General features: G+C 63.6%; 22 protein-coding genes and 1 tRNA gene. 12 read left to right on the forward strand and 11 right to left on the reverse strand.

Features of this window, described 5'->3' with window-relative positions; translation table 11 throughout:
- The first annotated feature begins 1 nt into the window (after position 1).
- Together ROSMUC_RS02140 and idi are read left to right on the forward strand one after the other, a co-directional pair.
- Positions 2-1,180 carry a geranylgeranyl diphosphate reductase gene (locus ROSMUC_RS02140; protein ID WP_037269027.1) on the forward strand — a complete coding sequence of 393 codons (1,179 nt, stop codon included), beginning with the start codon at positions 2-4 and terminating at the stop codon, positions 1,178-1,180.
- Entirely contained in the window at positions 1,177-1,692 is a 516-nt protein-coding gene (idi, locus tag ROSMUC_RS02145; protein WP_037269029.1) for an isopentenyl-diphosphate Delta-isomerase, read from the forward strand. The genes ROSMUC_RS02140 and idi overlap by 4 nt, the downstream gene beginning before the upstream one ends.
- Before the next feature lie 6 nt (positions 1,693-1,698).
- Here idi and ROSMUC_RS02150 read toward each other — a convergent pair whose 3' ends face one another.
- Together ROSMUC_RS02150 and ROSMUC_RS02155 are read right to left on the reverse strand one after the other, a co-directional pair.
- A complete protein-coding gene (locus ROSMUC_RS02150; protein WP_037269032.1) occupies positions 1,699-2,031 on the reverse strand; it encodes an AzlD domain-containing protein in 333 nt (110 codons plus the stop codon).
- Complete coding sequence (locus ROSMUC_RS02155) at positions 2,028-2,750, reverse strand: AzlC family ABC transporter permease (protein WP_037269034.1); 723 nt, start codon at positions 2,748-2,750, stop codon at positions 2,028-2,030. The genes ROSMUC_RS02150 and ROSMUC_RS02155 overlap by 4 nt, the downstream gene beginning before the upstream one ends.
- Positions 2,751-2,807: 57 nt before the next feature.
- Between ROSMUC_RS02155 and fdhD the strand changes: the two genes are divergently transcribed.
- Genes fdhD through ROSMUC_RS02175 form a run of 4 tightly spaced genes read left to right on the forward strand, consistent with a single transcriptional unit; the run spans position 2,808 to position 6,923 of the window.
- Positions 2,808-3,698 (forward strand): formate dehydrogenase accessory sulfurtransferase FdhD, encoded by an 891-nt coding sequence (gene fdhD / locus ROSMUC_RS02160; RefSeq protein WP_037269037.1) that lies wholly within the window; start codon positions 2,808-2,810, stop codon positions 3,696-3,698.
- The gene (gene mobA / locus ROSMUC_RS02165) at positions 3,695-4,330 is read left to right on the forward strand and encodes a molybdenum cofactor guanylyltransferase MobA (RefSeq protein WP_037269039.1); all 636 of its coding nucleotides are present in this window, start codon (positions 3,695-3,697) and stop codon (positions 4,328-4,330) included. Before fdhD ends, mobA begins: the two co-directional genes overlap by 4 nt.
- A complete protein-coding gene (mobB, locus tag ROSMUC_RS02170) occupies positions 4,327-4,818 on the forward strand; it encodes a molybdopterin-guanine dinucleotide biosynthesis protein B (RefSeq protein WP_037269042.1) in 492 nt (163 codons plus the stop codon). Before mobA ends, mobB begins: the two co-directional genes overlap by 4 nt.
- Positions 4,815-6,923, forward strand: coding sequence for a molybdopterin-binding protein (locus ROSMUC_RS02175; RefSeq protein ID WP_206018415.1), 2,109 nt, complete (start codon positions 4,815-4,817; stop codon positions 6,921-6,923). Before mobB ends, ROSMUC_RS02175 begins: the two co-directional genes overlap by 4 nt.
- 7 nt (positions 6,924-6,930) lie before the next feature.
- On the opposite strand, the gene ROSMUC_RS02180 is transcribed toward ROSMUC_RS02175, so the two are convergent.
- Positions 6,931-7,914, reverse strand: a complete 984-nt coding sequence (locus ROSMUC_RS02180; RefSeq protein WP_037269045.1) for a KpsF/GutQ family sugar-phosphate isomerase — start codon at positions 7,912-7,914, stop codon at positions 6,931-6,933.
- A gap of 157 nt (positions 7,915-8,071) precedes the next feature.
- Here ROSMUC_RS02180 and ROSMUC_RS02185 point away from each other — a divergent pair, with 157 nt between their 5' ends.
- Positions 8,072-9,295: an MFS transporter gene (locus ROSMUC_RS02185; protein WP_037269844.1), complete on the forward strand. Its 1,224-nt coding sequence runs from the start codon at positions 8,072-8,074 to the stop codon at positions 9,293-9,295.
- 8 nt (positions 9,296-9,303) lie between these two features.
- On the opposite strand, the gene ROSMUC_RS02190 is transcribed toward ROSMUC_RS02185, so the two are convergent.
- From ROSMUC_RS02190 to ROSMUC_RS02200, 3 genes are all read right to left on the reverse strand, one after another.
- A complete protein-coding gene (locus ROSMUC_RS02190) occupies positions 9,304-10,674 on the reverse strand; it encodes a glutamate--cysteine ligase (protein ID WP_037269048.1) in 1,371 nt (456 codons plus the stop codon).
- A 63-nt stretch (positions 10,675-10,737) separates the two neighbouring features.
- Complete coding sequence (locus tag ROSMUC_RS02195) at positions 10,738-11,265, reverse strand: hypothetical protein (RefSeq protein WP_037269050.1); 528 nt, start codon at positions 11,263-11,265, stop codon at positions 10,738-10,740.
- Positions 11,262-11,996, reverse strand: a complete 735-nt coding sequence (locus ROSMUC_RS02200) for a 16S rRNA (uracil(1498)-N(3))-methyltransferase (protein ID WP_037269052.1) — start codon at positions 11,994-11,996, stop codon at positions 11,262-11,264. The genes ROSMUC_RS02195 and ROSMUC_RS02200 overlap by 4 nt, the downstream gene beginning before the upstream one ends.
- A gap of 11 nt (positions 11,997-12,007) precedes the next feature.
- On the opposite strand from ROSMUC_RS02200, the gene ubiA reads away from it, so the two are divergent.
- The 3 genes from ubiA (at position 12,008) to ROSMUC_RS02215 (ending at position 15,275) form a co-directional block, all read left to right on the forward strand.
- Positions 12,008-12,973 (forward strand): 4-hydroxybenzoate octaprenyltransferase, encoded by a 966-nt coding sequence (gene ubiA, locus ROSMUC_RS02205; protein WP_037269054.1) that lies wholly within the window; start codon positions 12,008-12,010, stop codon positions 12,971-12,973.
- Positions 12,974-13,035: 62 nt separating this feature from the next.
- A complete protein-coding gene (locus ROSMUC_RS02210; protein WP_037269057.1) occupies positions 13,036-14,943 on the forward strand; it encodes an OmpA family protein in 1,908 nt (635 codons plus the stop codon).
- On the forward strand, positions 14,940-15,275 hold the full coding sequence (locus ROSMUC_RS02215; RefSeq protein WP_037269059.1) for an ATP synthase subunit B family protein: 336 nt from the start codon (positions 14,940-14,942) through the stop codon (positions 15,273-15,275). The genes ROSMUC_RS02210 and ROSMUC_RS02215 overlap by 4 nt, the downstream gene beginning before the upstream one ends.
- Before the next feature lie 175 nt (positions 15,276-15,450).
- Here ROSMUC_RS02215 and ROSMUC_RS02220 read toward each other — a convergent pair whose 3' ends face one another.
- The 5 genes from ROSMUC_RS02220 to ROSMUC_RS02240 form a co-directional block, all read right to left on the reverse strand.
- Complete coding sequence (locus tag ROSMUC_RS02220; protein WP_037269061.1) at positions 15,451-15,927, reverse strand: copper chaperone PCu(A)C; 477 nt, start codon at positions 15,925-15,927, stop codon at positions 15,451-15,453.
- A 43-nt stretch (positions 15,928-15,970) separates the two neighbouring features.
- A complete protein-coding gene (locus ROSMUC_RS02225) occupies positions 15,971-16,318 on the reverse strand; it encodes a hypothetical protein (RefSeq protein ID WP_037269062.1) in 348 nt (115 codons plus the stop codon).
- 103 nt (positions 16,319-16,421) lie between these two features.
- Positions 16,422-16,712 carry a 50S ribosomal protein L28 gene (gene rpmB / locus ROSMUC_RS02230; protein ID WP_008280343.1) on the reverse strand — a complete coding sequence of 97 codons (291 nt, stop codon included), beginning with the start codon at positions 16,710-16,712 and terminating at the stop codon, positions 16,422-16,424.
- A gap of 299 nt (positions 16,713-17,011) precedes the next feature.
- Positions 17,012-17,087: transfer RNA gene (locus ROSMUC_RS02235), tRNA-Ala, on the reverse strand.
- Between the two features lie 84 nt (positions 17,088-17,171).
- Positions 17,172-17,498: a TIGR02300 family protein gene (locus ROSMUC_RS02240; protein WP_037269065.1), complete on the reverse strand. Its 327-nt coding sequence runs from the start codon at positions 17,496-17,498 to the stop codon at positions 17,172-17,174.
- A 113-nt stretch (positions 17,499-17,611) separates the two neighbouring features.
- Here ROSMUC_RS02240 and ROSMUC_RS02245 point away from each other — a divergent pair, with 113 nt between their 5' ends.
- On the forward strand, positions 17,612-18,304 hold the full coding sequence (locus tag ROSMUC_RS02245; RefSeq protein WP_037269068.1) for a M48 family metallopeptidase: 693 nt from the start codon (positions 17,612-17,614) through the stop codon (positions 18,302-18,304).
- Positions 18,305-18,334: 30 nt separating this feature from the next.
- Entirely contained in the window at positions 18,335-18,982 is a 648-nt protein-coding gene (locus ROSMUC_RS02250) for a GntR family transcriptional regulator (RefSeq protein WP_037269071.1), read from the forward strand.
- Position 18,983 lies beyond the last annotated feature (1 nt).

Consider the following 18,983-nt stretch of genomic DNA (forward strand, 5'->3'; position numbering starts at 1 on the left):
CATGTTTGATGTCGTCGTTATCGGGGGCGGTCCGTCCGGGGCCACAGCAGCCGAAGATTTGGCCCGTTCGGGGCATAAGGTGGCGCTATTGGACCGCGCCGGGCGGATCAAGCCCTGCGGGGGTGCGATCCCACCGCGCCTCATTGCCGATTTCAATCTGCCCGATGATCAGATCGTGGCCAGGATTACCACCGCGCGCATGATCTCGCCCACGGGACGGCATGTCGATATTCCCATCGAAAACGGCTTTGTCGGGATGGTGGACCGCGAGCATTTCGACGAATTCTTGCGTGTTCGTGCGGCACAGGCCGGTGCCGTGCGCGCTACCGGCACCTATCTGCGGATCGACCGGAGCGGGCCAACCCCGGCGGTGATCTACCGCGACAAGGTCACGGGAAATGAGCGCAGCCTGTCCACGCGGCTGATCATCGGGGCGGACGGGGCGCGTTCGAACGTGGCGCGCGACGAGGTGCCGGGGGCTGAGCGCATTCCCTATGTCATCGCCTATCACGAGATCATCGAGGCCCCTGCCGCGACCGCTGTCTATGATCCCGAACGCTGCGATGTGATCTATGACGGGGCGATCTCGCCGGATTTCTACGGTTGGGTGTTTCCGCATGGCAAATCGGCCAGTGTTGGCATGGGCAGCATGGTCAAGGATGTCGATCTGAAACGGGCAACCGCCGATTTGCGCGCCGCTTCTGGGTTGACCGATTGCCCGACGATCCGGCGCGAAGGGGCGCCGATCCCGCTCAAGCCTCTGGACTGCTGGGACAATGGCCGCGACGTGGTCTTGGCGGGCGATGCGGCCGGGGTGGTTGCGCCGTCCTCGGGCGAGGGGATTTATTACGCCATGGTTGGCGGCCGGGTGGCCGCGACGGCAGCGAGCGCATGCCTCGCTTCGGGGCGTGTGCGCGATCTCAAACTGGCCCGGCAACTGTTCATGCGCGAGCACAAGACTGTTTTTCGGGTTCTGGCGTCGATGCAAAATGCCTATTATAGGTCCGACGAGCGGCGCGAGCGTTTTGTCTCACTCTGCCATGACATTGACGTGCAGCGGCTGACATTCGAGGCCTATATGAACAAGAAACTGGTCAAGGCGCGGCCCATGGCGCATCTCAAGATCGGGTTGAAGAACCTCGCCCATCTGACGCGGCTGGTGTCCGCAACCCGAACATGACGGTGCTCATCCCCACATGGATCGGCGGCGATCTGGTGGCCGTGGACAAGCTCGAGGCGCATCAGCGCGGGCTGCGGCACAAGGCGGTGTCGGTCTTTGTGATGGCGGGCGAGGATCTCTTGATCCAGCGCCGCGCCTTGGAAAAATATCACACCCCCGGTCTGTGGGCGAACACCTGTTGCACCCATCCGCATTGGGGCGAAGACCCGCTGACCTGCGCGCATCGCAGGCTGTCTGAGGAGTTGGGGATTACCGGCCTCACGCTCACCCACCGCGATCAGGTCGAGTATCGCGCCGATGTGGGGGGAGGGCTGATTGAGCATGAGGTAGTGGATATGTTCATGTGCCGCCTGCCTGCGCGCTGCGCCCTGAGCCCCAATCCCGAAGAGGTGATGGACACGCGCTGGATTTCGCTCAATGCGCTCAATGCCGCGATCCGCATGAACCCTGCGCGCTATACGCCGTGGTTGCGCATTTACATGGCCGAGCACGCAGCGCAGATTTTTGCCTGAGGGCTCTTATATCTGCCCCAACAGCGCCAATCCTGCGTAGAGTGTGACCGCGCCCAAGAGGATTGCCACAATCACATTGCGCAGCACATAGCCCGCAATCAGCGTCACCAGTGCTGCCGCCATGCGCGGAGCATCGAGCGAGCCGCCCGTCGCCGCCGGCCAGACCACCAGAGGGGCCACCAATCCGGGCAGCACCGCGACTGCCGTATAGCGCAGGTGCCGCAACAGCCACGCGGGCAGGGGCCGGTCGCCGATCAGCCCGGTAAAGACAAAGCGCAGCCCGAAACTGCCCAGACCCAAGAGCACGATCACGGTCCAGAGGCTTGTCTTGTCGATCATGGCAGCCGCGCCTCCTTGCGCCGCTCGAGGATCAGCTCCACCTGCGCGCCGGTCATCATGCCCGCAAGGCCCGCGACCAGCAGGCCGAGGTTATAGGGGAGAAACGCAAAGACCAGCGCCAGGGTCACAGACACAAAAGCCGCCGCCAGATGCGCAGGCGTACGCAGCATCGGCGCGATCATCGCGAGAAACGTGATCGGTAGCGCGAAATCAAGCGCCAGCCCCTCGGGGATCGAGGTGCCCACAAGCGCGCCGACCAGAGTGAAGATATACCAGAGCGGGCAGATGGGCGTGACCACGCCAAAGAAATACGCAAGCCTCTGGGGGATCGACCAACCGGGGTTCTTCTCAAAGGCGACGATGGCGCAGGTATAGCTCTGATCCACCGTGAAATAGGCCGCAAGGGCGCGCTGACCCAAACTCGCCCCGCCGATATACGGGGTGAGAGAGGCGGAATACATCGCCATCCGCAGATTGACTGCTAAAGCTGAAATGAGCGCAATCGCCGTGGGCGCGCCGTCGCTGAGCAGTTGCAGCGCCGTGAACTGCGCCGCGCCTGCGATCACCAGAACCGAAAAGCTGAGCGTTTCAAACACGTTAAGCCCAGCCTCGGTGGCCACCACGCCAAAGAGCAGCGAAAAAGGAACTATCACCAGGATGAAGGGTGCGCCGTCGCGCACGCCTTGCCAATAGGTCGAATTGGTGGTTTGCCTATGCACCGCTTGCCCCTAAGTTGACCCTGTGCCCTAACACCGCCTATCCAATGCCAGAAGGAGATGCAATTGGCCACGACCGAGGACCTTCTGTCTTATATCATCGCGCCCGATCCTGCCGCCCCGCGTCTGACGCGCGCGGTTGAGGGGATCGACCATGAGGGCAAGCGCACGCAGATTTCTGTGGTCGAGGAACGGCCCTTGACGATTTTCCTCAACGCGCAGGAAATCGTGACCGCCATGACCATCGGCGATTACCCTGAGTATCTGGCGCTTGGTTTCCTGCGCAATCAGGGGATGCTGGGACCGCAAGAGAAGGTTCTGGGTGTTGACTATGATGACGAGTTGGAAACCGTCGTGGTGCGCACCGATGGCCAGACCAGTTACGAGGAAAAGCTCAAGAAAAAGACCCGCACCAGCGGTTGCGCTGTGGGCACGGTCTTTGGCGACATGATGGAGGGGCTGGAGGGCGTGACGCTGCCGGTCGTGACGGTGAAAACCTCTGATCTCTATGCCTTGGCCAGCGTGATCAACCGCACGCCGTCGCTCTATCTTGAGGCAGGCGCGATTCACGGCACCGTGCTCTGCCAAGGCAACCGCCCGCTGGTCTATATGGAGGATGTGGGCCGCCACAACGCCGTGGACAAGATCGCGGGCTGGATGCTGAGCGAGGGCGTCGCGGCCAGCGACAAGCTGCTCTACACCACGGGGCGTCTGACCTCGGAAATGGTGATCAAGACCGCGATGATGGGGATTCCGGTGCTCGCCTCGCGCTCGGGCTTTACGGCATGGGGCGTGGAAATCGCGCGCCAGGTGGGGCTGACGCTGATTGGCCGGATGCGCGGCAAGCGGTTTGTGTGTCTGTCGGGTGAGGAGCGTCTTTTGCGGGACGCGGATCCCGAGAGCGTGGGCGACGAGGACAGGAAACACCGCCGCAAAGGGGCCGACGCATGAGCCGGCCCCTCGGGGTCATCCTCGCAGGGGGGCAGGCCACGCGCATGGGTGGCGGCGACAAGGGGCTGTTGGCCCTTGATGAGCGCCCGATCCTTGCGCATGTGATGGACCGTCTGGCGCCGCAGGTGGGGGCGATGGCGCTAAATGCCAACGGTGATGCGGCGCGGTTCGACGCCTTTGGCCTGCCAGTGCTGCCCGATCCGATCCCCGGCTTCGCCGGGCCTTTGGTGGGGGTTCTGGCCGGTCTCGACTGGGCAGCGGGCCAGGGGGCCGAGGCGATCGTCACCGTCGCCGCCGACACGCCGTTTTTTCCGACCGATCTTGTCGCGCAGCTCACACAGACGGCAGAGGGCATGGCACATCCGCTCGCTCTTGCTGCCACACCGCGCGGTGATACGGATACCAAATCCATGAGCGGCAGCGGTCTGGTTCGCCATCCCACCTTTGGCCTATGGCCCACGGCGTTGCGCCACGACCTGCGCGCGGCGCTGTTGGACGGGCTGCGCAAGGTGGTGCTCTGGACCGACAGGCATGGCGGGCGCGAAGCGGTGTTCGAAGACACATCCGATCCCTTTTTCAACGTCAACACGCCCGAAGATCTGGAAGCGGCGCGCAGGAGAATATCAGCATGAGGATTTACGGCGTTACCGGCTGGAAGAACGCGGGCAAAACCGGGCTGATGGAGCGACTGGTGGCGGAAATCACCGGACGCGGCTATACTGTCTCTACCGTGAAACATGCCCATCACACCTTTGACGTGGACCAACCCGGCAAGGACAGCCACCGCCACCGCATCGCCGGTGCGACCGAGGTGCTCTTGGCGTCGCGCAATCGTTTTGCCTTGATGCATGAACTGCGGGAGGATGAAGAGCCAAGCCTGGAAAGCCTGCTGCAGAAACTTGCCCCCGTCGATCTGGTGCTGGTCGAGGGCTACAAGCGCGACCGCCACCCCAAGGTCGAAGCGTTCCGCGCCGAGACCGGCAATCCGCTGATTGCACGCGATGACCCCACCATCCGTGCGGTGGCGAGCGATACGGCCCTGACCATTGACCGTCCCCTGTTCGACCTTGACGATACCAAGGCGATTGCAGATTTCATTCTCGCAGAGGTGGGCTTGTGACCCCGTTTGACACCATCGCAATGCTGGATTGGTCGGGCGGTGGCGACACCGGGCCGCAACCGTGCAAGGATGCGATCTGGCTGGGGATCACGCGCAACGGGGTGGACGAGGCCCCGAGTTACCTGCGTAACCGGGCCGAGGCCGAGGCGGCGCTGGTGTCTTTGATTGAGGCAGAGGTTGCGGCGGGCCGAAGGCTGTTGATCGGGGTGGATTTTCCGTTTGGGTTCCCAGCGGGATTCGCGCGGGGGCTGACCGGGTGCGACAATCCTTTTGCGGTCTGGGACTGGCTGGAAACGGTGATCGAGGATGGGCCGCAGGCCAATAACCGCTTTGACGTGGCAGGCGAGATCAACCGCCGCTTTCCCGGTGTGGGCCCCTTCTGGTTCAACGGGGTGAAGCGCGAGATTGCCGACCTGCCGCGCAAGGATACGCGCGCAGGTCATGGCATGGTTGAGCGGCGCGCAGCCGAGGCCCAGGCGAAGGGGGCCTTTACCTGCTGGCAGATGGGGGGCGCAGGCGCCGTGGGCGGGCAGGTGCTGACCGGTTTACCGGTGCTCAACCGATTGCGGCGTAGGTTCTATGGGCAGGTGTCTGTCTGGCCATTTGAGGTGTTGGACAAGCCTGTGGCACTGGTCGAGGTTTGGCCCGGCCTCATCAATCCCGCTGTCAAACGGGCCGAGGCGCAGGGCGGCATCCGCGACGCGCATCAGGTGCGCTTGATGGCGCGTGCGTTGGCCCGCATGTCCCCGGACCGGCTGACCGAGATGCTGGCGGTGGACGCGCCCGAGGAGGGCTGGATACTGGGGCTGGGACATGAGGCAGAACTGATCGCTGCCTGCGAGGACACCCTCAAACCGCCGCCCCTGCGCAACGATTGCTTTGCGCTGCCTGCAGGCGTGGATTGGACGCCGGTGGATGACGCGCTCGCCCTGTTGCGCGACCGGCTGCGCCCTGTTGTGGGCCAGAGCCGCGCGCCTCTGGCGCAGGCGTTGGGCCGCGTGTTGGCAACCCCGATTACCGCCCCGCGCGCGAACCCTCCCGAGGCGAATACGGCCGTGGACGGCTATGGCTTTGCCCATGCCAGCCTGACCACCGGCGATCAGGTGCTGCCGCTCGTTCAGGGCCGCGCGGCTGCGGGCGTGCCCTATTCCGGTACGGTGCCGCCGGGTTATGCCATCCGCGTGCTGACGGGGGCGGCCCTGCCGACGGGTGTCGATACCGTGATCCTGCAAGAGGATGTGACCTTGGACGAGGGGCGCATCGCGTTTCGTTCTGGTCTCAAGCCCGGTGCCAATACCCGCCGCGCGGGCGAGGATGTGGCGGCAGGCGCGCCGGTGCTGGAACCGGGCCGGGTCATTACCCCCGCCGATCTGGCACTCTGCGCCGCGGTGGGACTCTCGGACTTGCCCATCCATGACCAGTTGCGTGTTGCGGTGATGTCCACGGGGGATGAGTTGGTCGAACCGGGCGTGTCCGCCAGCGACGGGCAAATCTATGATGCCAATCGTCCGATGCTCTTGGGGCTGATGCAACAGATGGGCTATGCGCCGCTCGATCTGGGGCGGATTGGCGATGATCGCGCGGCCCTGCGTGCGGCCTTTGATCATGCCTCTGAGAATGCCGATGCGATCCTCACCTCGGGTGGGGCGTCTGCTGGGGATGAGGATCATGTATCGGCCTTGCTGAACGAGGCGGGGGCGATGGCCCAGTGGCGCATCGCGCTCAAGCCGGGGCGCCCGCTGGCGCTTGGTCTCTGGCGGGGCGTGCCGGTCTTTGGCTTGCCGGGCAATCCGGTGGCGGCGCTCGTCTGCGCGCTGATCTTTGCGCGGCCTGCGCTGCGACTCTTGTCCGGGGCGGGGTGGTCTATGCCTCAGGGACTTGACGTGCCGGCCGCGTTTGAGAAACGCAAGAAACCGGGCCGCCGAGAATATCTGCGTGCGCGTATCCGTGAGGGGCGGGTCGAGGTTTTCGCATCGGAAGGATCAGGGCGGATCAGTGGCCTGAGCTGGGCTGAAGGCTTGGTCGAGCTGCCGGACGGAGCTGTGACCATTCAACCGGGTGATCCGGTCCGCTACATTCCCTATGCGAGCTTTCTGAGCGCCTGAACCGGGGTCACGCGACCCCGGCGCGCAGGATGTCATGGATATGAACGAGGCCGCGCAATTGCCCGGTCTCGTCCACGGCAAAGAGCGCGCTGATCTTGTGGGTGTTCATGACCCCCAATGCCTCGGACAAGAGTGCCTCGGGCAGGATGCTGCGGGGATTTCGCGTTGCCACCTCTCCGGCGGTGCGCGCCATGAGGTCCGACAGGTTTCGGCGCAAATCACCATCGGTGATCACCGCCAAGAGCCGACCCTCCTCGACAACCGCCGCCACGCCAAAGCCCTTGGCGGTCATCTCGATCAGGGTTTCCCCCATTGGGGTATCAGCGCTCACGATAGGCAGGGCGGCGCCGGTGTGCATCACCGAGGACACCCGCAAAAGCTGTGCGCCAAGCGTGCCACCGGGGTGAAAGGCGAGGAAGTTCTCACGCTCAAATCCGCGCAGGCGCATCAGGGCCACGGCGAGGGCATCGCCCAAGGCCAGTGTGCACGTGGTGCTGGTGGTTGGCGCCATGCCGATGGCGCAGGCCTCGGGCGCATTGGGCAGGGTCAGCAGGAAATCGGCCTGTTGGCCGAGGGTGCTGTCAGGCTTTTTGGTGATGGCAATGAGCGAAATCGCAAAGCGGCGACTATGGGCGATGATATCGGCCAATTCGCGGGTCTCGCCGGAGTTGGAGATCAGGATCAGCGCATCTTGCGGTGTGATCATGCCCAGATCGCCATGGCTTGCCTCACCGGGGTGGACATATTGCGCGGGCGTGCCGGTGCTGGCCATGGTGGCCGCGATTTTTGCGGCGATATGGCCCGATTTGCCCATGCCCGAGACGATGACCCGTCCCTTGACCTCAAGCAGACTGGCCACAACCGCGTCGAAATCGGCGGGCATTGCGGAGTGGAGGGCGCTGAGGGCCTCGGCCTCGATCCGGATCACGCCGCGGGCAATCTCGGTCGGGGTTTCGATCTGGGCCTCGGTGTGGGTCTTGGCGGTTGACATGGGCGGTGCCCTCCTTTTGCGGCAACTGTTAGCCTGTCGCGCGCCCGGGGCCAAGCGCGGGATAGCGATTGCAACAAAATGCCGCCGCGTCGATCCTCTTTACACGGCCGGCTTTTTCCATCTGGTCAGTCGCCACGCGCCGTCCTATCGTCGCGCCATGAATGCCGATGCCGCCCTTCTTGACAGCCGATATGCCTGGACGCGGCTTGCCGTGTCGCTGGCCATTGCCATGATCGGCAATGTTGGCATGTGGTCGATCATCGTGGTGATGCCCGCCATGCAGGCCGAGTTTGGCGTCGACCGTGCAGCGGCCTCGATGCCCTATACCTTGACCATGGTGGGCTTTGCGCTTGGCAATCTTGGAATTGGCCGGGTGGTGGACCGGTTCGGTGTTACGACGGCACTGATCGGGTCAGCGCTGTTGATTTCCTGCGCAACGGCTCTGGCCGCCATCAGCCCGACGGTGCTTCTGCTATCTGCCTTGCAATTCCTGATCGGATTTGGAACCGCCGCCAGTTTCGGGCCGCTGATTGCCGACGTCTCGCTCTGGTTTCTCAAACGGCGCGGGATTGCCGTGGCGATCACCGCGAGCGGCAATTACCTCTCGGGGGCGATCTGGCCTGTGATCCTTGCTGGGATTCTGGCAGAGCAGGGATGGCGCGCCGTCTATATGGTGCTGGCGGTGGTGACCGTGGCGGGGGTGATCCCCTTGGCCCTGCTCTTGCGCCGCCGGGTGCCAATGGCGGCACGGGCGCATGCCGATAGCCTTTCGTCCGCGCGGGCCGGCGCCACAGGCCTCTCACCGCGCACTCTGGCTCTTCTGCTCGGTCTGGCGGGAGTGGGCTGCTGCGTGGCGATGTCGATGCCGCAAGTCCATATCGTGAGCTATTGCGTCGATCTGGGCTATGGCCCGGCTGTGGGCTCACAGATGCTGTCGCTCATGCTCTTGGGCGGGGTCGCGTCGCGCATCGTGTCAGGTCTCTTGGCCGACCGTTTGGGCGGCGTGCGCACGCTCTTGATCGGCTCTGCGTTGCAATGTCTGGCGCTTTTTCTCTATCTGCCCTCGGGCGGGCTGACCTCGCTCTATATCGTCAGCCTTGTCTTTGGCTTGGCGCAGGGGGGGATAGTGCCCAGCTATGCCGTGATCGTGCGGGAATACATGCCCAGTGCCGAGGCCGGACGGCGCGTGGGATTCGTGATGATGGCGACGATTGCCGGGATGGCGATCGGCGGCTGGATGTCGGGCTGGATCTATGACCTGACCGGCAGCTATCACATGGCGTTTCTCAACGGCATCGCGTGGAATTTCCTGAACATCGGGATCATGGTTTTGATCCTGCTGCGCACACGGACCCGCACCGGCAGCGCACTGCCGGCGTGATCCGGCTTTTAATAGCTGTAATCGGTGTAAATTCGGCTCAGATCGCCGTTCCAATCGCCATTGTAGCGATCGAGCAGTTCATCCGCCGGGGTCTTGCCCGTCTCGACACTCTCGCGCAGCGCATTGAGGAAATGCGTCTCGTCCGGGATCATGCCGCCGCCGCCCGAACGCGCGCGCGCCTTGAGACCGGCCTCTGATATATCCAGCACCGCGCGGGCCAGTTCATGCATGTGGACGTCGCCCACGCGCGCCTGAAGCCCATCGACGCTGGCCGCCACGCGCAGCGCATCACGCGTCGCGGCATCCCAGCCCTTGCAGATGTCCCATGCCGCGTCCAAGGCGGATTGGTCGTACATCAGCCCCACCCAGAAGGCAGGCAGCGCGCAGAGCCTGCGCCAAGGGCCGCCATCGGCGCCACGCATTTCCATGAATTTCTTGATCCGCGCCTCGGGAAAGGTCGTGGTCAGGTGATCCGCCCAATCGCTCAGCGTCGGCTTCTCGCCGGGCAGCGCAGGCAGTTCACCGCGCAGGAAGTCGCGGAACGACTGCCCCAGAGCGTCGATATATTTGCCATCGCGATAGACGAAATACATCGGCACATCGAGCGCATAGTCTGCATAGGCCTCGAATCCAAACCCCTCTTCGAACACAAACGGCAACATTCCGGTGCGAGCGGGATCAAGATCGCGCCAGACGCGGGAGCGCCAGCTTTTGTGCCCATTGGGTTTGCCCTCGAAAAAGGGCGAATTGGCAAAGAGCGCCGTCGCCACTGGTTGCAGGGCCAGTGCCACGCGGAGTTTCTGCACCATGTCGGTTTCTGAGGAAAAATCGAGATTGACCTGAACGGTGCAGGTGCGGCGCATCATGGTCCGGCCCATGGTGCCGACTTTTTGCATATAGCTGTCCATCAGCTTGTAACGGCCCTTGGGCATGAGCGGCATGTCCTCATGCGTCCAGATGGGAGCCGCGCCCAGACCGATAAAGCCGACACCCACCTTGTCCGCGATATCCTTGACCTCGCGCAGGTGGTCGTTCACCTCGTCGCAAGTCTGATGAATGGTCTCGAGCGGCGCACCTGAGAGTTCCAGTTGCCCGCCCGGTTCGAGGCTCACATTCGCACCGTCCTTTTCCAGCCCGATGAGCTTGCCGGCCTCCTCCACAGGAGCCCAGCCATGCACATCGCGCAGCCCTTCGAGCACCGCCAGAATGCTGCGCGGCCCCTCGTACGGGATGGGGCGCTGTGTGTCCTTGCAATAGCCGAACTTCTCGTGCTCGGTGCCAATGCGCCAATCTTCCTTGGGTTTGCAACCACTTGCCAGATATTCGGCCAGTTGCTCATGGCGTTCGATCGGCCCGCCGCCGGATTGTGGGATGGACATTTTCGGGCCTCCTGATCAGGGCAGTGTCTCGGGCGACACAGTTGGCGGCAAACGTCAGGACTGTCAATGCAGCCTAAGGTGCGAGGTGGTGCTTTGCGATTTCTGCCAGATCACAGTCGGGTGATCGGGCAGGCGGCGCATCTGGAACAGCATATGTTCGGTGCGCAGGCCGGGCAGGGCGGCGAAGGCGTCAAAGAGTGCCTCTGCGCCCTCGGCATTGAGCGGGATATGCAGCGCGGGCGCGCCTTGCGTGCTCAGCGCCCAATGCGGCGGCTTGCCGGTGGGATCGAGTGTCAGCGCGTCAAGATCGCGGATCGCCACCACGCCCCCCGTGAGAGGCCCGAAATAGGCAACCTGTCCCTCGTCGACCTGCACCACGCCGGGACCACCCGCGCCTGCGCGAAATCGCGTCCGTTGCAGCCCCATCAACAGGACCGCCCCGGCGAGGATCAAAAGCACGTAACCCAGCCATTGCAGAAGGCCGTAGCTGCCAACCCCCCACCAGAGACCAAGCGTCGCCAGCCCCAGCCCGCTCAAAACCTCGCGCCAGCGCCAAAGGGCGGCGCGCGCCTGCGGACGGATAAAGCTCATGTCCAGTCCCCCAAAGTGGTCTGCCAGAGTGTCATCGCCGCCACCGCCGCCGTATCCGCGCGCAGGATGCGTGGCCCGAGGCTGATGGCGTAGGCCTGCGGCAGCGCCGCGAGGCGTGCGCGCTCTGCCTCCGAGAAACCGCCTTCGGGGCCGATCAGGATGGCCCAGGGCGCGCCGCGCGGCAGATCACGACCAAGGGTTGCCGCGTGACCCGCCAGCGCCTCGTCGCAAAACATCAAATGACGCTCCTCGGGCCAGTTGGCCAGCATCCGGTCGAGGCGGTGCAGGTCGCTGACCTCTGGCACGAATGTGCCGCCGCATTGTTCGGCGGCCTCAACCGCATGCGCCTGAAGCCGGTCCTGCCGAATACGCTCGGCATTGGTGAATTCGGTCTGCACCGGGATGATCTGCGCCGCGCCCATTTCGGCGGCTTTCTCGACAATGAAATCCGTGCGGGCCTTCTTGATCGGAGCGAACATGAGCCAGAGGTCGGGCGGATTGCGCTGCGGGGCTGTCTGCTCGGCCACCTGCAGGGCGCCGCCGCGCTGCTTGCCTGCCTCGATCACGTCGGCGCGCCATTCCCCGGCCTCACCATTGAACAAAAGCACGGCGTCCCCCACGCCTTGCCGCATCACCCCAAAGAGGTAATGCGCCTGCGGCTGGCTCAGAGGAATGGTTTGCCCTTCCCCCAATGGGTGCTCTACATAAAGCCTGATCTTCGCTGCTTTCATGGGGCCAACATATGACCGCAAAGAACCAGATGCCAGAGGCCACGGGGCAGGTGGCCGATGCCTATGCTGGCAATTGGGTGGACCGATTGGCGCCTGCCGCCACGCGCCCTTATTTGCGGCTCAGCCGGGCGGACCGGCCGATTGGCACATGGCTCTTGCTCTTGCCCTGCTGGTGGGGGCTGACGCTTGCGATACTTTCGGACGGGCAGGCGGGATGGCATGATCTGTGGATATTCACTGGCTGCGCCCTCGGGGCGTTTCTGATGCGCGGGGCGGGCTGCACCTGGAATGACATCACCGACCGGCATATCGACGGCTCTGTGGCGCGCACGGCGTCGCGCCCGATTCCCGCAGGTCAGGTCACGGTACGCGGCGCGCTCATCTGGATGGCGGCGCAGGCGCTGATTGCGTTCGGGATTCTTTTGACTTTCAATATCGCCGCGATTGCCCTTGGGGTGCTGTCGCTCTTGCCCGTGGCGGTCTATCCCTTTGCCAAGCGCTTTACTTGGTGGCCGCAGGTGTTTCTCGGCCTCGCCTTCAACTGGGGTGCCCTTCTGGCCTGGACGGCGCATAGCGGTCGATTAGAGGCACCAGCGGTGATCCTCTATCTCGCGGGCATTGCCTGGACGCTCTTTTATGACACGATCTATGCCCATCAGGATGCAGAGGATGATGCCCTCATCGGGGTCAAATCCACGGCGCGGCTCTTTGGCGACAACTCGCCCCGCTGGCTGCGGTGGTTTCTGGTGGCGACCGTGTCGCTGATGGCGGTGGCCGTCATCCTCGCGGTGCCCGATGCGCGGCTGACAGCACTCCTCGTGGCGCTGTGCGGCCCTTGGGTAATGGGCTGGCACATGCAGGGACAGATGCGCCGTTTGCGGTTGGACGATACTGCGCGGTTGCTTCAACTCTTTCGCTCCAACCGCGATGCGGGCCTTTTGCCTGTGCCGTTTTTCGCCGTCGCCTGTTTGCTGTGATTGAACTCAGGCCGCTGCGCGCCTAAAGACGTGGGCAGCACTCATAAATTGGCCATTGCCCGATGCGTTTATCATCCGCTTTCACGATCGCAGGAACCTTTGCCGGGGCAGCGGTGCTTGCGGTTGTTGCCGCGGGCTTTGCCGTGAGCGCCATCGAGGACAGTTCGCGCCGCGCGGTGCGTGATACGCTGGACCGCGTCGGTCTGGTCTGGGCCGATGTCGATACGGATGGTCTGCAACTCTTTCTCGCAGGCACCGCGCCCTCTGAGGCGCTGCGGTTCAAGGCGCTGTCGCTGGCGGGCACGGTGGTCGATGCGGCACGGGTGATTGATCAGATGCTGGTCGAGGATGCGGCGGATATTGCGCCTCCGCGCTTTGCCATCGAAATCCTGCGAAATGACAGCGGCATTTCCCTGATCGGGCTGGTGCCCGCCGCCACGGATCGTGACAAGCTTTTGGCGGATATCGCGTCTGAAACCGATGATGTGACGGTGGCCGATCTGCTTGATTCCGCGGATTATCCCTATCCAGAGACATGGCCCGCCGCGCTGCGTTATGCGGTCCGGTCGCTTGGGAAATTGCCGCGGGCCAAGATCTCGGTCAGTGCGGATCGGGTCGAGATCAAGGCCATGGTCGACAGCACCGAGGCGCAGCGCCGGATCGAGACGGATCTGGCACGCGCGGCACCGGACAACGTGCGGCTGGCGCTTGCCATCTCGGCCCCGCGCCCGGTTATCACACCCTTTACCCTGCGGTTCGTGATCGACGGAACCGGCGCGCGGTTCGACTCCTGCTCCGCCGATACCGAAGAGGCGCGCGAGCGCATTTTGCGCGCTGCGGGCAAGGCGGGCGTACAGTCCAAGGCCCATTGCGTAGTGGGGATGGGCGTGCCCTCGCCACAATGGGCGCGGGCGGCGGAACTGGCCATAGCTGCGGTCGCGGAGATGGGCGGCGGCACGGTCACGTTTTCCGATGCCGATGTGGCGCTCCTGGCCCCAGAGGGCACGGCACAAAGCCTGTTCGACGACGTGGCTGGCAAGCTTGAGGCCGAATTGCCCGAGGTCTTTGCCCTCACCGCCACCTTGCCGCCGCCCCCCGATGCCGCACAGCCCGCAGCGCCCGAATTCGTGGCCACCCTCTCGCCCGAAGGTCAGGTTCTGATTCGTGGAAGGGTGGGCAGCGAGACCAGCCGCGAGACTGTGCGCAGCTTTGCAAAGGCACGGTTTTCTTCGGATTCGGTACATCTGACGGCGCGGGTGGCTGAGGGGTTGCCGCGCGATTGGTCGATCCGGGTTCTGACCGGGCTCGAGGCTCTGTCGTATCTGTCGAACGGCGTCGTGACCGTGACGCCCGATAATATCGGCGTTCAGGGAAACACGGGCCGCAAGAGTGCCAGCGCGGAGATCGCGCAGTTCCTTGCGGAAAAGCTGGGTGAGGCCGAGAAATATACCATCGACGTGACCTACAAAGAGGCCCTTGATCCCGTCGCCGGGCTTCCAACGCCAGATGAATGCGAGGCGCAGATCGCTGCGATTCAGGCAGGGCGCAAGATCAACTTTGAGCCGGGATCAGCCAAGATCGACGCGCAAGGGGCCGCGATCATGGACGATATTGCCGATGTGCTGAAAAAATGCGGCGAAATCCGCATGGAGATTGGCGGCCACACCGACAGTCAGGGCAGCGAGGATATGAACGTGCAACTCAGCCTCGCACGGGCGCGTGCGGTGCTGGACGAATTGCGCATGCGCCGTGTGCTGACCTCGAGTATCGACGCAAAGGGATATGGCGAAAGCGTGCCCATTGCCGACAACGGGACCGAAGAGGGCCGCGAGACCAATCGCCGCATCGAATTTCGCCTGATCCGCCCCGAGCCGGTGGCAGATGAGCAAACAGCGCTTGAAAGCCTCGAAGAACCGGGGGAAGAAGGGGCTGAGGCCGAAGAGACCACGCAGGACAAGCCAACCGAATGAACAGAACCGAATTCATCATCGCAACCGCCATCGTCCTTTTCGTGGCGTTCTGCATGGGCTGGTTCGCCAATTGGCTGGTACATCGCTTCATCCGCGTACCGGGATCCGATGTCGGGGAGTTGGAACGGCTGGCGCAGGAACTGCACGAGGCTGAGGAAACCCGCGATCAGGCTATCACCTATTTGCAACAGCGCGAGGCCGAGCTGACCAACCAGATCAGTCAGACCGAGGCAGAATTGGCCGCGACCATGGATGGTCTTCGCGAAGCGCGCTACGAGGCTGAACAACTGCGCGCGCACCTGGAAAAGGTGGCTGGCCGCGCGGTCGGCTGATTTCGGCAGCAGGCACAGGACGCGCCGGGGCGGAAACTTTTCGTTCCCACGAACTGTAATTGTTTGAATTGCGCGCAAAAACGGGGCCCCAATCGGTGTCGCGCGATTGGGGCCGCCTTTCTTTGATGTGCAAGAGAGACCGGCGTAGCAGACCGCCCAGCCGGACCCAAGTGGGTCAGTTACCGGTTCCGTGACCTTTTGCACCAGCATCTTCGGGTTTGCGCGCCAAATCGACCGGAACATCGACGACGATCTCTCCGGATTTTTCGAAAACCAGCGTCAACGGAATGATCTTGCCCTGCTCAAAGCTCTCGGTCAGCCCCATCAACATTACGTGGGCGCCGCCGCGCTGTAACACCAACGTCTCGCCCGCGGCGATAGCAAAGCCCTCTTCGACATGCGTCATTTTCATGACGCCACCCTCTTCGAGATGGGTGTGCAATTCGACTTTCTGCGCGGCGGGAGAGGCCGCGCCGAGCAGGCGGTCATCGGCGTCGCCGATATTCTCGATGAGCATGAAGGCTGCGCCGGTTTTGGCGGTGGGGCTGGCGCTGCGGGCGTAGGTGTCGAGCACGTGGATTTCCTGCGCCAGTGCGGGCACGGCAAGAACAGTCGCGGCAAGGGCCGCCAGAAGGGGGGATTTGAAGGACATGGGTCGCTCCTTGAATGTCTGTATCACGGTCTGAAATGGGGTGTCAGACCGTCACAGGCGGCGCGCGTGCCACGCTCGGGGGCTGGCCGCGCGTCACGGCGTGGCGGTCCATTGCCACAGTCCCCATCCGTCGCTCCGGCCCCTTCCAGAGGCCGAGGGTCGGGGGTGAGACCAGAACAACGGCAAAACCGGGCAGGCAATCGGGGCAGAGGTGCTGTGCGGCCACAGGCTGTCCGTCGGCATCGACGGCGATAGTGACCGGGCCTGTGCCAGTGCAGAGCACGATTTGCCCCACCGGCTGCGCGCCGCCGCGCGCCACCGCAAGGCTCTGGCTGGTGAGGGCCAGAACCAGGCAGAGGGCCAAGGCCAATATCGGGTGCAGTGGTCTCATCGGCCTGACATATAGGCCTGCGCGACCGGCTTGGGCAAGCGGCAAAAGCAAACAGCCCCGCCGGTTAGGCAGGGCTGGGTGCAAAGCGATTGGACGCTCAGGATCAGGCGGTTGCGGCCTGCGCCTTGGCGATCTCTTTCTTGACCTTCAGCGCGGAGGCCGACAGTTCGTCGTCCTTTGCCTTGGCCAGAAATGCATCGAGACCCCCGCGATGATCGACACTGCGCAGAGCATGCGCCGAAATCCGCAGCTTGATGCCGCGATTCAGGGTTTCAGATTGCAGGGTCACGTCGTTGAGGTTCGGCAGATACCGACGACGTGTCTTGTTGTTGGCGTGGCTGGAGTTGTTGCCAACCATCGGGCCTTTACCGGTCAGTTCACAGCGGCGCGACATGAGATCATCCTCGTTCTTGCTGAGGGCGCGTGCTGGCCCTTCTTAACACAAACGGGCACCACCACAGGCAGTGCCCCGAATTCCGTTTGGCGTCTTTAGGCCCAAAGCACAGGCGCGTCAAGGGATTCTCGGCTGAATTTGCCGCAATCCGGCACCTTCGTACTACTTGCCAGCGTGGAGATCATGACCGCCGTTGGCGAGAGTATTCTTGCCTAGAAGAAGCGGGCAGGGTGGTAGCATGGCAGAAGGTCTCCGCCGATCTCTGCGGGCGCTAAATTGCGCTAATCTGAGGGGGGAATTGGTGGAGCCTAGGGGGATCGAACCCCTGACCTCTTGCATGCCATGCAAGCGCTCTCCCAGCTGAGCTAAGGCCCCAATTCCGTGGCCGCTTTGGGCCGTGCGCCGCTCTCTAAGCAAAGCTGCGGGCGGGATCAAGTGGAAAATCCCGCCCTCCGATTTTTAAAGATCGTTGTCGTCCGAGGCCACGTCGGCGATGTCGTCAAGCGACACGTCCTCGTCCTCGTCGTCCTCGAGCAGGTCATCATCCAGCTCGACATCGACGTCGTCATCATCCAGCAGATCGGCATCCTCATCGAGAATGCTCCCTGCTTTCAGTTTCTTCGTTTCCGCATCTTCGGCGTCCGGAGCCATCGAGCGCGTTTTGTGCGACGACAGTTCCACCACCTCGCCCGTGTAGGGGCTGACGATCGGGTTCTTGTTCAGGTCGTAAAAGCGTTTGCCGGTGGTCGGGCAGATACGCTTGACGCCCCATTCTTCCTTGGGCATGGGTGATCCCCTTTGAATCTCTGGTCTTGTCGACGATCCGCGTCCCCTGCCATAACATTGAATGGCTGTCAAAGCCTTTGACGGTGACACGCAGACCCCGAGCAGGAGCGCATATGGGCCATCACATGCTGGCGGGCAACCCCCCGGTTGCGTTGAGTTTACGCCATAGTGCTCGCGCGCGGCGGATTTCGCTGCGTGTGTCAGGGCTGGATGGGCGCGTGACACTTACGATTCCGCGTGGCGTAAGCGAGGCTGAGGCCCTGGCTTTTGCCCGGTCGCGGGCCGATTGGCTACGGGGACATCTCGCGGGGCAGCCGGAGCAAATGGTCGTGGGACTTGGCTGTGATCTGCCTGTTGAGGGAGAGATCTTGCGAATCGTGCCCGGAACCGGTCGACGGATCGTGCGCGATGCGGCGCAACTCTGCGTGCCGGGACCGCAAGAGAGTGTTGGTGCGCGTCTCGAAGGATGGCTCAAGGCGCGGGCGCGGGATCGGCTGGCGGCGGCCTCAGATCATTACGCGGCCCTCTTGGGGCGGCGGCACACCCGGCTGACCTTGCGCGACACACGGTCGCGGTGGGGATCCTGTTCGGCCAAGGGCGCGCTCGGCTACTCATGGCGGCTGATCCTCGCGCCGCCCGATGTGCTGAACTATGTGGCGGCGCATGAGGTGGCGCACCTGGCGCAGATGAATCATTCGCCCGTCTTCTGGGCCGAGGTGGCGCGCCTCATGCCGGACTATGAGAGCCCCCGCGCCTGGCTGCGTCGCGAAGGCAGCGCGTTGCACCGCTATCGTTTCGGTGATTGACCGGCGCGGGATTTGTGATCACATGGGGCCATGTTGTTGCCGCCGCGCCCCGATCCGTCCCCCTCTGCGCATGACCGCGTCTATCGCGGTTTGCGGTCGCGCATCATGCATGGTGAGATTGCCCCAGGTCAGGCGTTGACCCTGCGCGGTATCGGCGCGGAGTTTGGCGTGTCGATGACGCCTGCGCGCGAGGCTGTGCGTCGCCTGTCAGCCGAGGGCGCGCTGACCATGTCCAGCTCTGGCCGGGTGTCCACGCCCGAACTCAACAGCGAGCGGATCGAGGAACTGGCTGCTTTGCGTGCACTCATCGAGGTGGAACTGGCCAGCCGCGCCTTGCCACGTGCGCATATTGCCTTGATTGACCGGCTCCAGAGCATCAATGCCCGTGTGGCCGAGGATATCGCTCGTCAGGACGCGGTGGCTTATATCCGACGCAACCTCGAATTCCACCGCACGCTCTATCTGCGCGCGCAGGCCCCCGCGATGCTGGCCATGGCCGAGACTGTCTGGCTCCAGCTTGGCCCCACGATGCGCGCGCTCTATGGCCGTCTGCGGCGCAAGGACCCGCCGCACTATCATCGGCTGATCATCGCGGCACTCAAGGCGGGGGATGAGCCCAGCCTGCGTCTGGCTGTTCGCTCAGATGTCACCCAAGGGCTCAAGATGCTGATCGGCTGAG

Origin of the sequence: Roseovarius mucosus DSM 17069 (assembly GCF_000768555.3) — a bacterium.
GTDB classification, from domain to species: domain Bacteria; phylum Pseudomonadota; class Alphaproteobacteria; order Rhodobacterales; family Rhodobacteraceae; genus Roseovarius; species Roseovarius mucosus.

What these genes read in the sequence shown, in the direction of transcription:
- ROSMUC_RS02140 (WP_037269027.1), top strand. Translation starts at nt 2, where the DNA reads ATGTTTGATGTCGTCGTTATCGGGGGCGGTCCGTCCGGGGCCACAGCA.
- idi (WP_037269029.1), top strand. Translation starts at nt 1,177, where the DNA reads ATGACGGTGCTCATCCCCACATGGATCGGCGGCGATCTGGTGGCCGTG.
- ROSMUC_RS02150 (WP_037269032.1), bottom strand. Translation starts at nt 2,031, where the DNA reads ATGATCGACAAGACAAGCCTCTGGACCGTGATCGTGCTCTTGGGTCTG.
- fdhD (WP_037269037.1), top strand. Translation starts at nt 2,808, where the DNA reads ATGCAATTGGCCACGACCGAGGACCTTCTGTCTTATATCATCGCGCCC.
- mobA (WP_037269039.1), top strand. Translation starts at nt 3,695, where the DNA reads ATGAGCCGGCCCCTCGGGGTCATCCTCGCAGGGGGGCAGGCCACGCGC.
- mobB (WP_037269042.1), top strand. Translation starts at nt 4,327, where the DNA reads ATGAGGATTTACGGCGTTACCGGCTGGAAGAACGCGGGCAAAACCGGG.
- ROSMUC_RS02180 (WP_037269045.1), bottom strand. Translation starts at nt 7,914, where the DNA reads ATGTCAACCGCCAAGACCCACACCGAGGCCCAGATCGAAACCCCGACC.
- ROSMUC_RS02185 (WP_037269844.1), top strand. Translation starts at nt 8,072, where the DNA reads ATGAATGCCGATGCCGCCCTTCTTGACAGCCGATATGCCTGGACGCGG.
- ROSMUC_RS02190 (WP_037269048.1), bottom strand. Translation starts at nt 10,674, where the DNA reads ATGTCCATCCCACAATCCGGCGGCGGGCCGATCGAACGCCATGAGCAA.
- ROSMUC_RS02195 (WP_037269050.1), bottom strand. Translation starts at nt 11,265, where the DNA reads ATGAGCTTTATCCGTCCGCAGGCGCGCGCCGCCCTTTGGCGCTGGCGC.
- ROSMUC_RS02200 (WP_037269052.1), bottom strand. Translation starts at nt 11,996, where the DNA reads ATGAAAGCAGCGAAGATCAGGCTTTATGTAGAGCACCCATTGGGGGAA.
- ubiA (WP_037269054.1), top strand. Translation starts at nt 12,008, where the DNA reads ATGACCGCAAAGAACCAGATGCCAGAGGCCACGGGGCAGGTGGCCGAT.
- ROSMUC_RS02210 (WP_037269057.1), top strand. Translation starts at nt 13,036, where the DNA reads ATGCGTTTATCATCCGCTTTCACGATCGCAGGAACCTTTGCCGGGGCA.
- ROSMUC_RS02215 (WP_037269059.1), top strand. Translation starts at nt 14,940, where the DNA reads ATGAACAGAACCGAATTCATCATCGCAACCGCCATCGTCCTTTTCGTG.
- ROSMUC_RS02220 (WP_037269061.1), bottom strand. Translation starts at nt 15,927, where the DNA reads ATGTCCTTCAAATCCCCCCTTCTGGCGGCCCTTGCCGCGACTGTTCTT.
- ROSMUC_RS02225 (WP_037269062.1), bottom strand. Translation starts at nt 16,318, where the DNA reads ATGAGACCACTGCACCCGATATTGGCCTTGGCCCTCTGCCTGGTTCTG.
- rpmB (WP_008280343.1), bottom strand. Translation starts at nt 16,712, where the DNA reads ATGTCGCGCCGCTGTGAACTGACCGGTAAAGGCCCGATGGTTGGCAAC.
- ROSMUC_RS02240 (WP_037269065.1), bottom strand. Translation starts at nt 17,498, where the DNA reads ATGCCCAAGGAAGAATGGGGCGTCAAGCGTATCTGCCCGACCACCGGC.
- ROSMUC_RS02245 (WP_037269068.1), top strand. Translation starts at nt 17,612, where the DNA reads ATGGGCCATCACATGCTGGCGGGCAACCCCCCGGTTGCGTTGAGTTTA.
- ROSMUC_RS02250 (WP_037269071.1), top strand. Translation starts at nt 18,335, where the DNA reads ATGTTGTTGCCGCCGCGCCCCGATCCGTCCCCCTCTGCGCATGACCGC.